Origin of the sequence: Streptomyces sp. NPDC005566, from assembly GCF_040605575.1 — a bacterium.
Lineage (GTDB): Bacteria > Actinomycetota > Actinomycetes > Streptomycetales > Streptomycetaceae > Streptomyces.
In genome coordinates, this window is sequence record NZ_JBEXDB010000002.1 from 339761 (window position 1) to 358039 (window position 18279).

Below are 18279 nucleotides of genomic sequence, written 5' to 3' on the forward strand. Positions count from 1 at the left end.
CCCTTACAGGTGACGTGCCCTTACTGATGGGTACCCACCTGGGGCGCGATCCACCGGAGCGAACCGGTGTTTCGCCTTCCCCTGGACGAAGGACAAAGGAGTCGCGGGTGTCCAGCTCCGACATCTTCATCGGCGAGACCATCGGTACCGCCATACTCATCCTGCTCGGCGGCGGTGTCTGTGCCGCCGTCACGCTCAAGCGCTCGAAGGCGCGGAACGCGGGCTGGCTGGCCATCACCTTCGGGTGGGGCTTCGCCGTACTGACCGGCGCCTATCTCTCGGCCGGCGTGTCCGGCGCCCACCTCAATCCGGCGGTCACCATCGGCCTCGCGATCCAGGGCGGCACCCCATGGAGCGAGGTACCCCTGTACCTCGCGTCCCAGCTGCTCGGCGCGATGATCGGCGCGGTGCTGGTCTGGGCCGTGTACTACGGGCAGTTCCACGCACACCTCACCGACCCGGAGATCGTGCAGGGCGGCCCCGCCGAGGAGGGCATGGTCGACCAGTCGGCCGCTCCGAAGGCAGGCCCCGTACTCGGGATCTTCTCCACGGGCCCGGAGATCCGCAACGCCGTACAGAACCTGGTCACGGAGATCATCGCCACCGCCGTACTGATCCTGGCGATCCTCACCCAGGGCCTCAACAACGAGGGCAAGGGCCTCGGGACGCTCGGTGTCCTGATCACCGCTCTGGTGGTTGTCGGAATCGGTCTCTCGCTCGGTGGCCCGACCGGCTACGCGATCAACCCGGTTCGCGACCTCGGTCCGCGTATCGTGCACGCGCTGCTGCCGCTGCCGAACAAGGGCGGTTCCGACTGGGGCTACGCCTGGGTACCGGTAGTAGGACCCCTCGTAGGCGCCGCCCTCGCCGGCGGGCTCTACAACCTCGCCTTCGCCTGAGCCGTCACCCCGACACCACAGACCTCCGGGAGCACACCGTGACCGACGCACACACCACCGGGCCGTTCATCGCAGCCATCGACCAGGGCACCACATCCAGTCGCTGCATCGTCTTCGACAAGGACGGCCGGATCGTCTCCGTCGACCAGAAGGAACACGAGCAGATCCTCCCCAAGCCGGGCTGGGTCGAGCACGACGCGACAGAGATCTGGGAGAACGTCCAGGAGGTCGTCGCCGGCGCCATCGTCAAGGCCGGCATCACCTCCGCCGACGTCAAGGCGATCGGCATCACCAACCAGCGCGAGACCACCCTGCTCTGGGACAAGAACACCGGTGAGCCCGTCCACAACGCCCTCGTCTGGCAGGACACCCGCACCGACGTGCTCTGCAAGGAACTCGGCCGCAACGTCGGCCAGGACCGCTTCCGCCGCCAGACCGGACTGCCGCTCGCCTCGTACTTCGCCGGCCCCAAGGTCCGCTGGCTGCTCGACAACGTCGAGGGACTGCGCGAGCGCGCCGACCGGGGCGACATCCTCTTCGGCACCATGGACTCCTGGGTCATCTGGAACCTGACCGGCGGCACGGACGGCGGCGTCCACGTCACCGACGTCACCAACGCCTCGCGCACCCTCCTGATGAACCTGCACACGATGGAGTGGGACAACGAGATCGTCCGGTCGATGGACATCCCCCCGTCCGTACTCCCCGAGATCCGCTCCTCCGCCGAGGTCTACGGCCACGCCAAGGGCGGCGTCCTCGACGGCATCCCGGTGGCCTCCGCGCTCGGCGACCAGCAGGCCGCACTGTTCGGCCAGACGTGTTTCGCCGAGGGCGAGGCCAAGTCCACGTACGGCACCGGCACCTTCATGCTGCTGAACACAGGCGAAACGCCCGTGAACTCGTACAACGGACTGCTGACCACCGTCGGTTACCGGATCGGCGACCAGAAGGCGGTGTACGCCCTGGAGGGGTCCATCGCCGTCACCGGTTCGCTGGTGCAGTGGATGCGCGACCAGATGGGTCTGATCAAGTCTGCGGCCGAGATCGAGACGCTCGCGTCCTCGGTCGAGGACAACGGAGGCGCGTACTTCGTGCCGGCGTTCTCCGGTCTGTTCGCCCCGTACTGGCGTCCCGACGCCCGCGGTGTCATCGCCGGCCTCACCCGGTACGTGACCAAGGCGCACATCGCCCGTGCCGTGCTCGAGGCCACCGCCTGGCAGACCCGCGAGATCAGCGACGCCATGACCAAGGACTCCGGCGTCGAGCTGACCGCTCTCAAGGTCGACGGCGGAATGACCTCCAACAACCTGCTGATGCAGACGCTCTCCGACTTCCTGGACGCGCCGGTGGTGCGCCCCATGGTCGCCGAGACCACCTGCCTCGGCGCTGCCTACGCCGCCGGTCTGGCCGTCGGCTTCTGGCCGGACACCGACGCGCTGCGCGCCAACTGGCGCCGGGCTGCCGAGTGGACACCCCGTATGGACGCGGCCACCCGCGACCGCGAGTACAAGAGCTGGCTCAAGGCCGTGGAACGTTCCATGGGCTGGCTCGACGAGAACACTGGCGAGGAGTAACCAACCATGACCACCCTGCAGAGCGTCCCCGCCCTCGGGACGCATCCGGCCTCCGGCTCCCTTCCGAGCCGCGCCGAGACCCGGGAGCAGCTTTCCAAGGCGACGTACGACCTCCTGGTGATCGGCGGCGGCATCCTGGGCATCTCCACCGCCTGGCACGCCGCGCAGTCCGGACTGCGGGTGGCCCTGGTGGACGCCGGCGACTTCGCCGGCGCCACCTCCTCCGCCTCCTCCAAGCTCCTCCACGGCGGTCTGCGCTACCTGCAGACGGGCGCGGTGAAGCTGGTCGCGGAGAACCACTTCGAGCGGCGCGCGGTGTCCCGTCAGGTCGCACCGCACCTGGCCAATCCGCTCACCTTCTACCTCCCCGTCTACAAGGGCGGGCCGCACGGCGCGGCCAAGCTCGGGGCGGGCGTCTTCGCCTACTCGGCGCTGTCCGGGTTCGGTGACGGCGTCGGCCATGTGATCAGCCCGGCGAGGGCACAGCGTGATGTGCCCGAGCTGCGTACGGACAATCTGAAGGCCGTCGCGGTCTACGGCGACGACCAGATGAACGACGCCAGGATGGCGTTGATGACGGTCCGCGCGGCCGTCGACGCCGGCGCCGTCGTCCTCAACCACGCCGCGGTGACCGGGCTGCGCTTCACCCGCGGCCGGGTCACCGGGGCGGAGCTGGAGGACCGTCAGGACGGCACGGAGTTCGGTGTGGACGCCCGCCTCGTCCTGAACGCCACCGGCCCGTGGGTCGACCACCTGCGGAAGATGGAGAACCCGGACGCGGCTCCTTCCATACGGTTGTCCAAGGGCGCGCACCTGGTCCTCAAGCGCACCCGCCCCTGGAAGGCCGCGCTGGCCACCCCGATCGACAAGTACAGGATCACGTTCGCGCTGCCGTGGGAGGACATGCTGCTCCTCGGCACGACCGACGAGGAGTACGAGGGCGACCCGGCCGATGTCGCGGTCACCGAGAAGGACACCGCGCAGATACTGGACGAGGCGGCGTTCTCCGTCCGCGACCAGCAGCTGTCACGCGACCTGATCACGTACTCCTTCGCCGGCCTGCGCGTCCTGCCGGGCGGTCCCGGCGGCACGTCCAAGGCGAAGCGGGAGACCGTCGTGACGGAGGGCCGCGGCGGCATGCTGTCGGTCGCGGGCGGCAAGTGGACGACGTTCCGCCACATCGGCCGTACGGTGATGAACAAGCTGGCCGCTCTGCCCGGGCACCCCCTCGCCGAGGACATGGAGCCGATGTCGCGGCTGCCGCGGAAGCTTCCGCTCCCCGGCATCGCGAACCCCGACGCGGTCGCGCACCGGCTGATGGTCGACGGCGGCACGCCCGGTCCGCGGATGCCGGCCGACACGGCCCGGCACCTCGCCACCCACTACGGTTCGCTCGCCTTCGACATCGCGCGGCTGGCGAACGAGAACCCGGCACTGGCGGCCCGTATCCATCCGGACGCGCCGGAGATCTGGGCGCAGGTCGCGTACGCGCGTGACCGCGAGTGGGCCGAGACGGCGGACGATGTGCTGCGCCGCCGGACGACGCTCACGATCCGGGGTCTGGCGACGGACGAGATCCGGGCCGGGGTGGAGGACGTACTGGCCGACAGGCGCTGACGGCCGGCACGGCGCACCGCAGGGGCGGCTCCGGGGGGAGCCGCCCCTGCGGTGTGCCTCCGTGGGACGTGCCACACAGCCGCCACACGGGTGCAACGTGACGCGGCGACAGTGGAGGGATGACGGCACACGAGGGATTTCATCTGTCGGCGGCACTGAACGGTGCCGGGTCCCATCCCGCCGCGCCCGCACGGCCGTTCACGCCCCAGGCGTACGCCTCGCTGGTGCGCGGTGCGGAGGCGGGGCTGCTGGACTTCATCACCGTGGAGGACGGCCCCGGGCGACTCGACTCCGCCCTGCTGCTGGCACTGGCGGCCACCGTCACCGACCGGATCGGTCTCGTCCCGCTGGGTCCCACCGCGGGTGACCCCGAGGCGTGGGCCGCGCGGATCGCGACGCTCGACCACCTCAGCGCGGGACGGGCGGGAGTACGGCCGCGCGCGGTGACGAGCATCGCCGAGCGTGCGCGACTGGGAGCGCTGCTCGGGACTCCCGAGGGTGACCGGGAGTTGGCCGAACTGTTCGGACAGGCAGGCGAGTTCCTGGACGCCGCGACACAGGCGTGGGGCACCGCCGTGCGCCCCGTGCAGGGCCGGCCGCCGCTGGCGGTGCTCGCGCACGCCACGGTCCCCTACCGGCTTGCGGCCACCCGCGCCGATGTGGTGTTCGTGACCCCGAAGGACACCGCCGGTCTCGTCGCCATCCGCAAGGAGGTCGAGGCCCTGCGGGAGGAAGCGGGACGCCCCGTGGGGGCACTGCGGGTCTTCGCCGACCTCGAGGTCGTCCTGGGCGACGCCCAGGAGGCGGCCGACGAGCGCAGGGCCCGGCTGGACGAGGCCGCGGGTTCGCCGTTCGTCTCGGACGCGACGGTCTTCACGGGCACTCCGGAAGGTCTGGCCGACCTCCTGGAGGAGTGGTTCCGCGAAGGGGGCGCCGACGGATTCCGGCTGCGGCCCGCCGTACTCCCCGACGACCTCGAAGCGATCACCGCCGGCCTGGTGCCCGTCCTGCAGCGGCGCGGGCTCTTCCGCACCGAGTACACCGCCCTGACCCTGCGCGGCCACCTCGGTCTGGCCGGCGTCTGACGCCCCGTCTCTGCACGCAACGGAAGGAACGGTCCCCTTGAAGTTCTCCGTACTCTCCCTCATCGGGCACGCCCCGCACCCCTTGACGGGCGAACTCCCTTCGGCCGCCGACCGGTTCCACGAGGTTCTGGACACCGCGGCAGCGGCGGAGCGCCTCGGTTTCGACGCCTACTCGGTCGGGGAGCGGCACGCCGGGCCGTTCCTCTCCTCCAGTCCCGGCGTGGTGCTGGGCGCGCTGGCCGCACGTACGAGCACCATCAGGCTGCTGACCGGGGTCACGGTCGTCGCGATCCTCGACCCGGTGCGGGTGGCGGAGGACTTCGCGACCCTCGACCAGATATCACGCGGCCGGATCGAGCTCGTCGTGGGCAAGGGTGCGGAGGCCGGGCACTTCGATCTGTTCGGGCTCGACGAGGAGCGGCAGTGGGATCTGCAGAAGGAGAAGTACGAGCTGCTGCGGCGGCTGTGGTCCGAGGAAGGGGTCGACTGGGAGGGCGAGTTCCGTCCGTCCCTGAAGAACGTGACGACCGTGCCGCGTCCGTACGCAGGGCCGCCGCGCGTCTGGCACGGCTCGGCGACCAGCCTCAACTCCCCCGAGCTCGCGGCGAAGCACGGCGATCCGCTCTTCACGGCCAACGCGATCCAGCCCCGTGAGGCGTACGCCCGGCTCATCGCCCACTACCGGGAACGGTTCGAGGCGTACGGACACGACCCGGCCGATGCGCGGGTGGCGGCGGGCTCGGGCGGGCTGTTGATCGCGGACAGCTCGCAGCGGGCCGTCGAACGCTACAAGGAGCTCTACGAGGCCAGGGTCGCCCAGTCGTTCAGACCGCACCTGGAAGGCAGGGCCGGCTACAACACGCCGTTCCGCACGATCGAGGACGCGATCGCGAACGGGCCGCAGCTCATCGGGTCCCCGCAGCAGATCATCGACAAGGTCCTCGGCTACCACTCGGTGTACCGGCACGACCTGCAGTCGATCACCGTGGACGGTTTCGGCCTGTCGCACGGCGAACAGCTGGAGACCCTGCAGCGGTTCGCCGAGGAGGTCGCCCCGGTCCTGCGACGCGAGGCGCCCTCCACGCTCTGGGAGTGACCCCGGGCCCGCGGCGGGGGCCCGGGGCGGCCGCGGCGGGCCGGGCCCGCGGCGAGAGCCCGGGGCGCCGCGGCCCTGGGTGTCAGGCCCTTGCCGGGGCCTCTTCCGGGGTCTTCGCGAAGGGGACCTGGGCGGTCCCCGGGCCGGCCGGACCGTCCGGGTGGCCCCACAGGCCCCGGGCCGCCAGCCGGGGAAGGACGCCCTCGCCGAACCAGTACGCCTCCTCCAGGTGCGGGTACCCGGACAGGATGAACTCGTCGATGCCCAGCCGGTGGTACTCCTCGATGCGCTCGGCGATCTCCTCATGGCTGCCGACGAGCGCGGTGCCCGCACCGCCCCGGACCAGGCCGATGCCCGCCCACAGGTTGGGGTGGATCTCCAGGCCGTCGCGGCCGCCGCCGTGCAGGGCCAGCATCCGCTTCTGACCGTCGGACTCGCTGCGGGCCAGGCCCTCCTGGACGGAGCGCACGGTGGCCGGGTCGAAGCCCGCCAGGAGGCGGTCCGCCACGGCCCAGGCCCGCTCGGAGGTGTCCCGGGCGATGACGTGGAGGCGGATGCCGAAGCGCAGGGCACGGCCCTCCCGCTCGGCGAGCCCGCGTATCCAGGCGATCTTCTCCGCTACCTGGGCGGGTGGTTCGCCCCAGGTGAGGTAGACGTCCGCGTGGCGGGCGGCGACCACACCGGCGGCGGGCGAAGAGCCGCCGAAGTACACCTCGGGCACCGGGTCGGGAACCCGGGTGAGCCGGGCGTCCTCGACGGTGAGGTGCTCGCCCTTGGAGTTCACGGTCCTGCCGTCCCACAGGTCCCGGACGATCTCCAGGAACTCCCCGGTCCGGGCGTAGCGCGCGTCCTTGTCGAGGAAGTCCCCGTACGCACGCTGCTCGTGGCTCTCCCCGCCCGTCACCACGTTGAGTAGCAGCCGCCCTCCGGTCTGGCGCTGGTAGGTGGAGGCCATCTGCGCGGCGAGGGTGGGCGAGATGAAACCGGGCCTGAACGCGACCAGGAACTTCAGCCGTTCGGTGTGCTGGCTGACCATGGCGGTGGTCAGCCAGGCGTCCTCGCACCAGGCACCGGTGGGGGTCAGCACACCTTCGAAGCCGAGGTCCTCGGCGGCACGGGCGATCTGGGCGAGGTAGCGGACGGTGGGTGGACGGTCGCCGCCCGCCGCGGTGACGGGGGTGCCGTGCCCGCCTCCGACGACGTGGCGGCTGTCGCCGTTGGTGGGCAGGAACCAGTGGAAGGTGAGAGTCACCGGTGGTCTCCGTTCGGGGTGTCACAGCAGGCCGTGGCGGGGCGGTCGGGTGCCGCTGGGGGCATGGCGGCCGAGGTGCTGGATCCTCCAGCGGGCCGGGCCGTGGAGGGTGGCCGGGTGCGGGCGTCGCGCAAGTGCCGGTGCAGGTCGGGCGGGTCGAGGCCCGAGCGGGTGCCGGCCACCTCGAACAGGGCTCCCGCGACCTCGACTCGGCGGCGGCGCTCGATGCGTAGGACGTGCCGACGGCCTGCGCGAACAGTTCGATGGCGCCCTCGGTCAGGAGGGCATGGGACAGCGCGCGAAGGAGGGGTCCCTCAGACTTCGCGACAACAGAAGGAACTGGCAACACGTGCGAGGTCGATGTGACGTCGCTGTGTGAGATTCCGTCGGTCCTTCATGCCCGTCAGACTAGCCAGCCGCGGCGCAGGCGGTCGAGTGGGCGTCCATGGGGCGGGACACCGCCGGTCCGGCTCCGTCTCACCCGGCGAGGGATCTCCCCCGGCCCTCGTGGGGCGCGTCCGGCTTCTCCCGGAGCGCATCCGGAGCCGTGGGGGCCGGCGGGTGGCCTTACCACCGGTCGAGGGTCACATAATGGGGGCATACATCGGACGTCTCGAGCGCGAGGAGGCTCACCATGGCCGTCACCGACGAAGCGATCGAGAAGATCAAGGAAATGATCGTCTCGGGCGCCCTGCGGCCCGGCGACCGGCTCCCCAAGGAGAGCGAACTCGCGGCCGAGCTGGGCCTGTCACGCAACTCGCTGCGCGAGGCGGTGCGGGCGCTGTCCCTGATCCGGATCCTCGACGTGCGCCAGGGCGACGGCACCTATGTGACCAGCCTGGATCCTCAGCTGCTGCTGGAGGCCCTGAGTTTCGTGGTGGACTTCCACCGGGACGACACCGTGCTGGAGTTCCTCGCGGTCCGCAGGATCCTGGAGCCGGCAGCCACGGCTATGGCGGCCCTGCTGATCGAGGATTCCCAACTGGACGCGCTGGACGCCCAGCTGGACGCGTTGGGCGCCGATCCCTCGGTGGAGGAGCTGGTCGCCGGCGATCTGGAGTTCCATCGCGGGATCGTGCAGGCGTCCGGGAACTCCGTCCTGTGCTCCTTGCTGGACGGGCTCTCCGGTCCGACCACCCGGGCCAGGGTCTGGCGGGGGCTGACCCAGGAGGACGCGGTCAGCCGCACCCTGCACGAGCACCGGGCGATTCTCGCGGCGCTGCGGGACCGGGACGCCGAGGCGGCCCGCTCCTGGGCGACGGTGCATGTGGCGAGTGTGGAGCAGTGGCTGCGCTCGACGCTGTGACGGGCGGGCCGCCGGCCGGCCGCGTTCGACCCGGTGCGTGTGGTGTTCGCCTGTGGCGCCCTTGGCCGGCTGCCCGGCGCGCCGCGGTGCGGCCGAGAACGTCGCAGGGACGCGTCGATTCGGATTCATGGGGTACTCGTCTCATTTTCCCCGGTACAGCTCGGATGAATCCAGGGGCCAGCACGGTTCGCCCGCCCATGCAAACGGACTGCAAGGGGAGGGGGTGGAAGCCGTAAGGTTGGTCTGTACGCAAGGAAACTTCGGAAGGAGGCCTGGGTGATCGAGCTCGAGGGGGTACCCGAGCTGATCGACCCGGTCATGGTGGCCGCGTTCGAAGGCTGGAACGACGCCGGTGACGCCGCCTCCACAGCGGTCGGACATCTGGACCGGGAATGGAAGGGCGAGGTGTTCGCGGCGCTCGACGCCGAGGACTACTACGACTTCCAGGTCAACCGGCCCACGGTGTGGCTGGACGGTGGGGTACGCAAGATCACCTGGCCCACCACACGGCTCTCCGTGGTCCGTATCGGCGGGGAGAAGCCCCGCGATCTGGTGCTGGTCCGCGGCATCGAACCCTCGATGCGCTGGCGCTCGTTCTGCAACGAGATCCTGGGTTTCGCCCATGAGCTGGGCGTCGAGATGGTCGTCATCCTGGGGGCGCTGCTCGGCGACACCCCGCACACCAGGCCGGTGCCGGTCAGCGGGGTCACGTCGGACCCGGATCTGGCCAGGACGATGGATCTGGAGGAGACCAGGTACGAGGGGCCGACCGGCATCGTCGGCATCCTCCAGGAGGCGTGTACGCATGCCGGAGTGCCTGCGGTGAGCCTGTGGGCGGCGGTGCCGCACTACGTGTCGCAGCCGCCGAACCCGAAGGCGACGCTCGCCCTGCTGAACCGTCTGGAGGACCTGCTCGGGCTGCGGATCCCGCTGGGCGAGCTGGCCGAGGACGCCCGCGCGTGGCAGCTCGGCGTCGATCAACTGGCCGCAGAGGACAGCGAGGTGGCCGAGTACGTGCAGACGCTGGAGGAGGCGCGGGACACCGCGGAGCTGCCCGAGGCTTCCGGCGAGGCCATCGCCAGGGAGTTCGAGCGGTATCTCAGACGCCGGGATGTCGGAGGTCCCGGCCAGGGGCCGGGCGGCCATGCCACGGAGAGCGGTGACGTGTCCTATCTGCGGGACACCTCGAGCGGTCGCACCAGGCCGCCGAAGCCGCAGCGTCCGGAGAGCGGGCCGGAGAGCGATCCCGGGGCCGTACGTCCGCCGTCGCCCGGCACGGGAGAGAGCGGAGCGGCAGGCGCCGGGAAGGCGTCCGAGGACTCCCCCGAGGCCGACGCCCCGGACACGTCCGGGGACAACGGGGACGACGGGGACACGAGGGACTGACCGGCCGGGAGCCGGCAGCAGCCGAACGCACAGGGGCGCCGGGCGGGAACGAATCCCGCCCGGCGCCCCTGCGTCCGTACGGGACCGGTATCCGGTCCCGGTGTCCGGTCAGGCGCAGCTGAACTTCGCAGCCGCCCAGTCGCCGTGGTCACCGGTCTTGGAGCCGTTGGTGTCCGTGACCTTCAGACGCACGTGCCGCGCACCGTCGAGGCTCACGTCGACGGGCACCGTGTCCGAGGCGCCGGTCAGCTTCGGAGAGGTCCACAGCACCTTGCCGTCGGCCTCCACGGAGAACGCCACCTCGCCGTAGCCGTTGATCTCGTCGTCGATGCCCACGTCCGCGGTGAACGCGGTGCACCGGCCACCGAGATAGACCTCGATGTCGGAGTCGGCGTGGGTACCGATCCCCTTCTCGTACGTCTTCCCCGCGAGGGTCAGCGTGTGCCCGTCGGTCGCCCCGGACTCACCGTTGGAGCGGTCACGCTCCGCGGGCCCGTAACCGTTGGCCGACGTGAGCCAGACCAGGTCGCTCGCCCAGGCCGCGCCGGCCGGGGGCGGTGGCATCACTCCGACGGCAAGGCGCTGCACGGCCGTTCGGGCCTCGCCCGCCGACCGGTAGCGGGCGAGCGCGGTGATCCGTGCCTCGCCCGCCGTGGCGTCCCGCGCCGGGGTGACCTCCACCTCGACCCGCCGGGTGGTGCCCGCCGGTATCCGCACCCCCGACGAGGCCGGGGTGACCTGCCAGCCGTCCGGGACGTCGAGGGTGACGGTGGTGTCCGTCAGGTCGGCGGAGCCCGCGGTGACGTCGACGGACACGGTGCCGGCCACGCCTGCGCCCACCTCCTGTGCCTCCGGTGCGGAGACGGCGGCCGTCGCGCGGGGCTTCTTCCCGCCGACGGCGCTGGCGTCCTTCAGCGCGAGCGTGAACGACTGGTCGGTGCTCAGCGGCAGGGTCTTGATCTTCACCACACCGCCGCGGTCGTCCTGGTCGTACCACCAGCCCTGCTTCGCGGCCGCGAAAGCCGCCGCCGAACGCACCTGCGGCAGCTTGCCCGCGAGCTTCACCGACGTCGGTGCGGACCCGGTGTGCACGGTGAACTCGTAGGGGCGGCTGCTCTGTTTGCCCGCGAATTTCCCCCTGCTCTCCCCGATGCGCACGGTGACATCGCCCGCACCGCTCTTCGGGGCATCGACGACGGCCCGCTGCGTGGCGTACCTGCCCTCGCGGTGCTGCCGGGTCACACCGTCGTCCTCGTACAGCGTGAACGACGAAGTCCCCTGCGGATACACGTCCCAGGCCAGCGGTGAGTCCGCGGTGCGGTCCTTGTACGAGCGGATGCCGGGCCACATCGGCACGGCGGCGCCCGCCTTCACGAAGAGCGGGAGGGTGTCGAGCGGGGCGCTGTAGTGGTCGACGGTGGTCGGCCCCTGGTACGTCCTGCCGCTCCAGTAGTCGGTCCAGGTGCCCTTCGGCAGGTAGATGCCGCTGCGCTCGGTGGCGTCCTGGTAGACGGGGGCGACCAGGAAGTGCTCACCTGACATGAAGGTGTACTTCGCCGCGTCCGACGCCGCCTTCGGGTCGTCCGGGTACTCCAGGGCGAGCGGGCGGACCATGCCGACCCCGGTCTTCGTCGCCTCGTGGGCGTACGAGTACTGGTAAGGCAGCAGCGACTCCTTCAGCTTCAGGTAGTCGCGGTTGACGGAGGTGTACGGCTCGCCGTACCGGAAGGGCTGCTTGTCGTTCGCGGCCCAGCCGTCCATGGTCATCGTCGTACCCAGGAACATCTTCCACTGGAGGTCCCGGGTGTACGTCTTGGCGCTGCCGCCGAAGATGCCGTCGACGTCACCCGTCGTGTACGCGAGTCCGGACATCGTGGCGCCCGCGTAGGTCGGGATCTGCCAGCGGATGTACTCCCAGCTGCCCGATTGGTCGCCGGACCACTGGACTCCGCAGCGCTGGGCGCCCGACCAGCTCTCCGGCGCCCAGGTGAAGCCGCGGGCGTCGCTGTTGTCCTCGATGCCCTTGTACGCGTCCTTGCAGCCGTCCAGGGCGAACTTGTAGCCCTCGCCGATCCAGGCGACATCGAGCTTGGCAACCCGCTGTCCCGCCTTCACCTGGTCGGCGAGCTTGTCGATGCCGTCCTCGGTCCACAGACCGAGCTCCATCCGGCGGTCCTGGAGGCCCTTCGCGGTCTCGGCGAGGTCCTCGTGGCCACAGCCGTAACCGTCGTTGACGAGCATCCAGCCGTTCGGCATGTCGTTCTCGACATAGCCGTCGGCAACCTTCAGCGCGTCCAGGGTGTGCCGCTCGCCGCGATTGGCGTTGTGCAGGTAGCAGTCGGCGTCGCCGATCTCCAGGCCGTACACAGGCGGCAGGAAGGGCTTGCCGGTGAGCTTCGTGTACTGGCCGATGACGTTCTTGGCGTCACCGGCGAAGTAGTAGGCGTCGAAGCGCTGTTCCTGTGCGCTCGTCGTCACCGGGTCGGTGAAGGCGTAGGTGTTGGGCGCGTAGGTGTTGCGGTAGACGCCGTATCCGGCGGAGGAGAGGTAGAACGGGACCGAGTTGGGGTGGCCTCCGTCGTCCCAGTTGTAGTCGACGCCGACCTCGACGGTCTTGCCGCGGTGCGAGGTGTTGCCGCGGCCGTTCTGCATCCCGGCCCCGTAGAACTGCTCGTCGGCACCGCGGGCGAGGGTCTGGGTGGTCTTCTCCCCGTCCCAGCTCAGCCCCTCGGCCTCGGACCAGACCTGGCTGCCGTCCGCCCGGTGCAGCGCGAACCGCAGGGGCGACTTGTAGGCCCGCAGGGTGACGCCGCCGCTCGCGGAGAGCTCGTAGCGGTCGCCCCGGTCCTTCCAGCTGGTTCGTGGCGGAGCGCCCTGGGGCAGCACGATGTCGTCACCGGTCGGGTCGGCGAACGTGCCGTCCGGGGCGAGTTCGATACGGAAGGTCTCGGCGGAGACGAAGCTGACGCGGGCCTCGGCCTTGCCGGCCGTCAGGTGGTAGACGGGTCCTTCGGCGGAGAACCCGGTGACGTCGCCGACGGTCGTGCTCGCTGGTTCGGACGGCTCGGCCTGGGCGCTGCCCGGCCCCGCGAGTGCCACGAGCAGTCCGAGCAGGCCGGCAACTGCCGCCACTCTGATGCGCGTTGATGATTGCATGGAGCACTTTTAGCGCAACTTCAAGCAATTGACCACGGACAAAAGGGAACCGGCCCCGAACTTCGTGAAGAAGTCAGGGGCCGGTCCTTGGGATCGGGTCACGCGGCGCGGTCACACCACCCGGCGGTTACAGGGCGACACCCAGCAGGGCGTCGACGGTGCGCGACACGAGACCGGGTGCGCCCTCGTCCGTACCGCCGTCGGAGTTCTGCCGGGCTGCCCAGCGGTCCACGGCGGCGAGTGCTGCCGGGGCGTCCAGGTCGTCGGCCAGGGCCTCCCGGACCTCCTCGACGAGTGCGTCCGCGGAGAGCCCGTCGGGCCGGGAGACGGCGGCGCGCCAGGCCGCGAGACGCGCGACGGCGTCGGCGAGCACCTGGTCGGTCCACTCCCAGTCGGACCGGTAGTGGTGCGAGAGCAGCGCCAGCCTGATCGCCGCAGGGTCCACGTCGTCACGGCGCAGCGCCGAGACGAAGACGAGGTTGCCCTTGGACTTGGACATCTTCTCGCCGTTCAGGGCGACCATGCCGGCGTGCACGTAGGCACGGGCGAACGGATGCTCGCCGGTCAGTGCCTGCGCGTGCGAGGCACCCATCTCGTGGTGCGGGAAGGCGAGGTCGGACCCGCCCCCCTGGATGTCGAAGCCCATGCCGAGGTGGTCCAGCGCGATGGCGACGCACTCGATGTGCCAGCCGGGCCGGCCGAGGCCGAGGCTCGCGCCGTCCCAGCTCGGCTCGCCCTCGCGAGCGGCCATCCAGAGCATCGGGTCGAGCGGGTTCTTCTTGCCCGGCCGGTCCGGGTCACCGCCGCGCTCGGCGGAGAGCAGGCGCATCGCGTCGGCGTCGAGCCCCGAGACCTCACCGAAGTGCGGGTCGCAGTCGACGGAGAAGTACACGTCGCCGTCGAGCTCGTAGGCGGCACCCGCGTCCCTGAGGCGTTCGACCAGCGGGACGATGCCGGGTATCGCCTCCACCGCCCCGATGTAGTGCTTCGGGGGAAGCATGCGCAGGGCGGTCATGTCCTCCCTGAAGAGTGCCGTCTCGCGCTCCGCGAGCTCGGTCCAGTCCTGACCGTCGCGCACGGCCCGCTCCAGCAGCGGATCATCCACGTCGGTCACATTCTGGACGTAGTGAACCTGCCGCTTGGTGTCGAGCCACACGCGCTGAACGAGGTCGAACGCGTTGTAGGTCGCCGCATGACCCATGTGGGTCGCGTCGTACGGCGTGATGCCGCAGACGTAGATGCGGGCGACGGGACCGGGGTCAAGGGTGATCCGTCCGCCGGTCGCGGTGTCGTGGATCCGAAGGTCGCGGCCCTTGCCAGGCAGGGCGGGGACCTCAGAAGCGGGCCAGGCATGCATGTCATGAGCGTAACCGGACGATGCTTCCGGATACGAACCGGATCGAGGATCCTGGCCGAAGAGGCGGTCTTGTACGTGCGGAACTTTTCCGCTAGCGGCCGGGAGCGAACTGCCGGCGGCCCGCTCCCGCACCGGTCGATCCGCCCTCCGGACCCGCTGTCCGGCCCTCTGCCACCCGCTCCCGGGAGAGCGCAGCTCTCAGACCGGTGGCCACGGAATCGCCGGCCACTCCCCGCTCGGCTGCGGGTGCCTCCCGGACTTCCGCAGACCGGAAACCCGCTCCCGCAGCGCGTCGAGCTCCACCACGGTGATGAGTTCCCCCAACCGGGTGGCCAGTGCCGCACCTGGTTCCAGTGCGGCGGACAGCGCGTCGAGCACCTCGACCGCCTCGGCCGTCAGCGGCTCGCCCGCCCAGCCCCACAGCAGCGTCCGCAGCTTGTCATCGGCGTTGAAGGTGACGCCGTGATCGATGCCGAACAGCCGGCCTCCGGGGGCGGGCAGCAGATGCCCGCCCTTGCGGTCGCCGTTGTTGATCACCGCGTCCAGGACCGCGAGCCTGCGAAGCCGGGGGTCGTCCGCGTGCACCAGCAGCGCGGTCTTCCCCTCCCCCACCTCGGCGAAGCCCACGGCCTTCCAGCCGTCCCCCGGCTCCTCGTCCTCGACGAGCCCGAGCAGCGGTGGCAGTCCGTGGACGCCGCCGCCGTCGGCCGCGGACTCCTCGGCGGTCTCGTCCGCCTCGATCCACAGCTGGCACATGCCCTCGCCGTAGGGGCCCTCGCGCAGCACCGTAGGCGGCACGAGCCCCCACCCGGTCGCCTCGGAGAGCTCGTAGGCCGCCACCTCGCGCTGGGCGAGCGTGCCGTCCGGGAAGTCCCACAGCGGCTGCTCCCCGGCCACCGGCTTGTACACGCAGGGGCGTTCCTCGCCCTCGTACGCGACCGTGCAGTAGAGCACGGCGTTGGACGCGCCGCGGACCTGTCCGAGGACCGTGAGCTCCCCCTGGGCGAGCAGGGTCTTCAGTCCGGCCTCCGTCAGGCCCCGCGACGGTATCCGTTCTGGCGCGGGCATACGTGTCCTTCCGGGTCGAGCGGCAGGCTGCAGAGCGGGCACGGCGGGCGGCCGGCGTTCACGACGTCCAGGGCGCGCTTGGCGAACGCCCGGGCCTGCGCGCCGCTCAGCCGGACCCGGAGCATCGGCGGGCCGTTCTCCTCGTCCTGCAGGAGCCTTTCCTCGGCCTCCGCGAGGTCGTCCTCGGAGTCCGCGTCCAGCTCGACCAGGGCCTGCGCCTCCACGATCATGCGCTGTTCCTCGCCGTCCCAGGCGAGCGCCATCGTGCCGACCCTGAACTCCTCCTCGACGGGGGCGTCGAGCGGAGCGGTGTCGGTGACGTCCATGGGCGCCACCGCCGGCACCGGTGAATTGCCGCCGGTCCGCCGGACGACCTCGTCGAGGAGTTCGTCGATCCGTTCGGCCAACGCGGCAACCTGGGTCTTCTCCAGGGCCACGCTGGTGACCCGTCCCGTCGAGGATGCCTGCAGGAAAAACGTACGGCGGCCAGGCAGCCCGACCGTACCGGCCACGAAACGGTCCGGGGGGTCGTAGAGGAACACCTGACGGGACACGTCCTGTCTCCCTTGAAATATGAAGGCGAATGGGGGCCGCCCGGGCCCCGGGGGGATGCCCCCCGCAAGGCCGCTACGGCGCGTCCACCCTACTGCGCGGAGAGATCACGGCGCCCCCGCGCCGCCCCCGACCGCCGCATCCGTTGCCTCCTCCGCCGCCGCGTCGGCCCCCAGGGGCTGTTCGCGCGGTGCCAGGGACGCGAAGTCGCCGGTGTCACCGAGGCGGAGGAGGAAGGGCCGGAGCCGGGTGTAACGGATCGCGGTGACCGAGCAGGGGTCGGCGTGAATGCGCTGGAAGAGGTCGAGATGCATGCCGAGCGCGTCGGCCACGAGGGCCTTGATGATGTCGCCGTGCGAGCACATCACGTACGTGGCGCCGTCGCCGTGTTCCGTCTCGATGCGGCTGTTCCAGTCCCGTACGGCCTCCACGGCCCTGGCCTGCATGGCCCGCATGGACTCGCCGCCGGGGAACGCGGCGGCCGAGGGGTGCTGCTGCACGACGGACATCAGCGGTTCGTCGGAGAGTTCGGCGAGCTTGCGCCCCGACCAGTCCCCGTAGTCGCATTCGCTGATCCGGTCCTCGGTCCGCAGGACGAGGCCGGGCCGGGCGTCGAGCAGGGGCTGGAGGGTCTCGCGACAGCGCTGCAGAGGGCTGCTGACGGCCGCGACGAGGCTGAGTGCGGCCAGTCGTCCAGGCAGCGCGGCCGCCTGTTCGGCGCCGCGTTCGTCGAGGGAGACGCCGGGGGTCCGCCCCGCGAGCACTCCGGCGGTGTTGGCGGTCGAGCGTCCGTGACGTACAAGGATGAGCGTGGGCATACGTGCCAGCGTAGAGGGCACGTCGAAGGTGCGAGGAGGCACGATGCAGGGAAGAATGCGCGCGTGATCGTGGACTGTGGCATTTACCGGGACGGGCGCCGGACCGACGGCCCCGCCGATTTCTCCGACGCCTTGGGCGAAGCCCGGGAGGCGGGGGACGCCTTTGTCTGGATCGGGCTGCACGAGCCCACGGAGAGGGAGTTCGACCTCGTCAGCAGCGAGTTCGGGCTGCACCCCCTGGCGGTGGAGGACGCCCTCCGCGCACATCAGCGCCCCAAGCTCGAGATCTACGACGACTCCCTGTTCGCCGTCATCAAGCCCGTGGTCTACGAGCCGGAGAGCGACACGGTCAGCACCGATGAGCTGATGATCTTCATAGGTGACTCCTTCGTGGTGACCGTCCGCCACGGCGAGGGGGCGCCCCTCGCCGCGGTACGCCGTCGGCTCGAGGCCGAGCCCGAGGTGCTCAAGCACGGACCCACGGCAGTGCTGTACGCCGTCAGCGACGCGGCGGTCGACCATTACATCGAGGTCGCCGCCGAGCTCCAGGCGGACCTGTCGGAGCTGGAGGCGCAGGTGTTCGCCCCGAGCGGCACCGGGGACGCCAAGAACACCGCGGCCCGCATCTACACCTTCAAGCGGCAGGTACTGGAGTTCCGCCGGGCGACCGGCCCGCTGAGCGCGCCGATGACCCGGCTCGCGGGCGCGGGGGTGCCGTTCGTCGACAAGCACTCACAGCCGTTCTTCCGGGACGTCAGCGACCACCTGACGCGTGCCAACGAGCATGTGGAGGGGCTCGACCGGCTGCTCTCGGACATTCTGTCGGCGCATCTGGCACAGATGGGGGTGCGGCAGAACGACGACATGCGGAAGATCTCGGCATGGGCGGCCATGGCCGCCGTACCGACCATGGTGGCCGGCATCTACGGTATGAACTTCGACCACATGCCGGAGCTGCACTGGGTGTGGACGTACCCGGCGGTGATCGGGCTGATGGGCTGCGCGGTTTTCGGCCTGTACCGCCTGTTCAAGCACCGCGGCTGGATGTAGCTACCGCCTGTTCAAGCACCGCGGCTGGATGTGGCGGCACGCGTCCGGACCGGACCGGGCCCG

General features: G+C 70.7%; 15 protein-coding genes and 1 pseudogene. 8 read left to right on the forward strand and 8 right to left on the reverse strand.

Annotated elements, in window-relative coordinates; all coding sequences use genetic code 11:
- Nucleotides 1-107 precede the first annotated feature (107 nt).
- The 5 genes from ABZS61_RS04415 (at nucleotide 108) to ABZS61_RS04435 (ending at nucleotide 6271) form a co-directional block, all read left to right on the forward strand.
- Nucleotides 108-899: an MIP/aquaporin family protein gene (locus tag ABZS61_RS04415; protein WP_356415919.1), complete on the forward strand. Its 792-nt coding sequence runs from the start codon at nucleotides 108-110 to the stop codon at nucleotides 897-899.
- Nucleotides 900-937: 38 nt separating this feature from the next.
- The gene (gene glpK, locus ABZS61_RS04420) at nucleotides 938-2473 is read left to right on the forward strand and encodes a glycerol kinase GlpK (protein WP_356415922.1); all 1536 of its coding nucleotides are present in this window, start codon (nucleotides 938-940) and stop codon (nucleotides 2471-2473) included.
- Between the two features lie 6 nt (nucleotides 2474-2479).
- The gene (locus ABZS61_RS04425) at nucleotides 2480-4090 is read left to right on the forward strand and encodes a glycerol-3-phosphate dehydrogenase/oxidase (protein ID WP_356415924.1); all 1611 of its coding nucleotides are present in this window, start codon (nucleotides 2480-2482) and stop codon (nucleotides 4088-4090) included.
- Between the two features lie 119 nt (nucleotides 4091-4209).
- Entirely contained in the window at nucleotides 4210-5175 is a 966-nt protein-coding gene (locus ABZS61_RS04430) for an LLM class flavin-dependent oxidoreductase (protein ID WP_356415927.1), read from the forward strand.
- A gap of 37 nt (nucleotides 5176-5212) precedes the next feature.
- Nucleotides 5213-6271, forward strand: coding sequence for an LLM class flavin-dependent oxidoreductase (locus ABZS61_RS04435; RefSeq protein ID WP_356415930.1), 1059 nt, complete (start codon nucleotides 5213-5215; stop codon nucleotides 6269-6271).
- An 82-nt stretch (nucleotides 6272-6353) separates the two neighbouring features.
- Here the strand turns inward: ABZS61_RS04435 and ABZS61_RS04440 are convergent, their stop codons facing one another.
- The 3 genes and pseudogenes from ABZS61_RS04440 to ABZS61_RS04450 all read right to left on the reverse strand — a co-directional run bounded on the left by ABZS61_RS04440 (nucleotide 6354) and on the right by ABZS61_RS04450 (nucleotide 8062).
- The gene (locus ABZS61_RS04440; protein ID WP_356415933.1) at nucleotides 6354-7523 is read right to left on the reverse strand and encodes an LLM class flavin-dependent oxidoreductase; all 1170 of its coding nucleotides are present in this window, start codon (nucleotides 7521-7523) and stop codon (nucleotides 6354-6356) included.
- Between the two features lie 21 nt (nucleotides 7524-7544).
- Nucleotides 7545-7749, reverse strand: a pseudogene (locus ABZS61_RS04445) (SfnB family sulfur acquisition oxidoreductase); the annotation flags it as partial.
- Between the two features lie 88 nt (nucleotides 7750-7837).
- Nucleotides 7838-8062, reverse strand: coding sequence for a putative leader peptide (locus ABZS61_RS04450; RefSeq protein ID WP_356415936.1), 225 nt, complete (start codon nucleotides 8060-8062; stop codon nucleotides 7838-7840).
- 95 nt (nucleotides 8063-8157) lie between these two features.
- Here ABZS61_RS04450 and ABZS61_RS04455 point away from each other — a divergent pair, with 95 nt between their 5' ends.
- Entirely contained in the window at nucleotides 8158-8829 is a 672-nt protein-coding gene (locus ABZS61_RS04455) for a FadR/GntR family transcriptional regulator (RefSeq protein WP_356415939.1), read from the forward strand.
- A gap of 276 nt (nucleotides 8830-9105) precedes the next feature.
- On the forward strand, nucleotides 9106-10215 hold the full coding sequence (locus ABZS61_RS04460; protein WP_356415942.1) for a PAC2 family protein: 1110 nt from the start codon (nucleotides 9106-9108) through the stop codon (nucleotides 10213-10215).
- Between the two features lie 108 nt (nucleotides 10216-10323).
- Here ABZS61_RS04460 and ABZS61_RS04465 read toward each other — a convergent pair whose 3' ends face one another.
- The 5 genes from ABZS61_RS04465 to ABZS61_RS04485 all read right to left on the reverse strand — a co-directional run bounded on the left by ABZS61_RS04465 (nucleotide 10324) and on the right by ABZS61_RS04485 (nucleotide 17166).
- Nucleotides 10324-13371 carry an NPCBM/NEW2 domain-containing protein gene (locus ABZS61_RS04465; protein ID WP_356415945.1) on the reverse strand — a complete coding sequence of 1016 codons (3048 nt, stop codon included), beginning with the start codon at nucleotides 13369-13371 and terminating at the stop codon, nucleotides 10324-10326.
- A 127-nt stretch (nucleotides 13372-13498) separates the two neighbouring features.
- Nucleotides 13499-14728, reverse strand: a complete 1230-nt coding sequence (gene mshC / locus ABZS61_RS04470) for a cysteine--1-D-myo-inosityl 2-amino-2-deoxy-alpha-D-glucopyranoside ligase (RefSeq protein WP_356415948.1) — start codon at nucleotides 14726-14728, stop codon at nucleotides 13499-13501.
- A 198-nt stretch (nucleotides 14729-14926) separates the two neighbouring features.
- Nucleotides 14927-15796, reverse strand: a complete 870-nt coding sequence (locus ABZS61_RS04475) for an SCO1664 family protein (RefSeq protein ID WP_356415951.1) — start codon at nucleotides 15794-15796, stop codon at nucleotides 14927-14929.
- On the reverse strand, nucleotides 15760-16350 hold the full coding sequence (locus tag ABZS61_RS04480; RefSeq protein ID WP_329212756.1) for a DUF3090 domain-containing protein: 591 nt from the start codon (nucleotides 16348-16350) through the stop codon (nucleotides 15760-15762). Before ABZS61_RS04480 ends, ABZS61_RS04475 begins: the two co-directional genes overlap by 37 nt.
- Nucleotides 16351-16455: 105 nt before the next feature.
- On the reverse strand, nucleotides 16456-17166 hold the full coding sequence (locus tag ABZS61_RS04485; RefSeq protein ID WP_356415955.1) for a histidine phosphatase family protein: 711 nt from the start codon (nucleotides 17164-17166) through the stop codon (nucleotides 16456-16458).
- A gap of 63 nt (nucleotides 17167-17229) precedes the next feature.
- On the opposite strand from ABZS61_RS04485, the gene corA reads away from it, so the two are divergent.
- The gene (gene corA, locus ABZS61_RS04490; RefSeq protein ID WP_356415958.1) at nucleotides 17230-18216 is read left to right on the forward strand and encodes a magnesium/cobalt transporter CorA; all 987 of its coding nucleotides are present in this window, start codon (nucleotides 17230-17232) and stop codon (nucleotides 18214-18216) included.
- Nucleotides 18217-18279 lie beyond the last annotated feature (63 nt).

Excerpts from the sequence above, each read along its gene's own strand:
- ABZS61_RS04425 (WP_356415924.1), top strand. The coding sequence starts at position 2,480 with ATGACCACCCTGCAGAGCGTCCCCGCCCTCGGGACGCATCCGGCCTCC.
- ABZS61_RS04430 (WP_356415927.1), top strand. The coding sequence starts at position 4,210 with ATGACGGCACACGAGGGATTTCATCTGTCGGCGGCACTGAACGGTGCC.
- ABZS61_RS04450 (WP_356415936.1), bottom strand. The coding sequence starts at position 8,062 with ATGCGCTCCGGGAGAAGCCGGACGCGCCCCACGAGGGCCGGGGGAGAT.
- ABZS61_RS04455 (WP_356415939.1), top strand. The coding sequence starts at position 8,158 with ATGGCCGTCACCGACGAAGCGATCGAGAAGATCAAGGAAATGATCGTC.
- ABZS61_RS04465 (WP_356415945.1), bottom strand. The coding sequence starts at position 13,371 with ATGCAATCATCAACGCGCATCAGAGTGGCGGCAGTTGCCGGCCTGCTC.
- mshC (WP_356415948.1), bottom strand. The coding sequence starts at position 14,728 with ATGCATGCCTGGCCCGCTTCTGAGGTCCCCGCCCTGCCTGGCAAGGGC.
- ABZS61_RS04475 (WP_356415951.1), bottom strand. The coding sequence starts at position 15,796 with ATGCCCGCGCCAGAACGGATACCGTCGCGGGGCCTGACGGAGGCCGGA.
- ABZS61_RS04485 (WP_356415955.1), bottom strand. The coding sequence starts at position 17,166 with ATGCCCACGCTCATCCTTGTACGTCACGGACGCTCGACCGCCAACACC.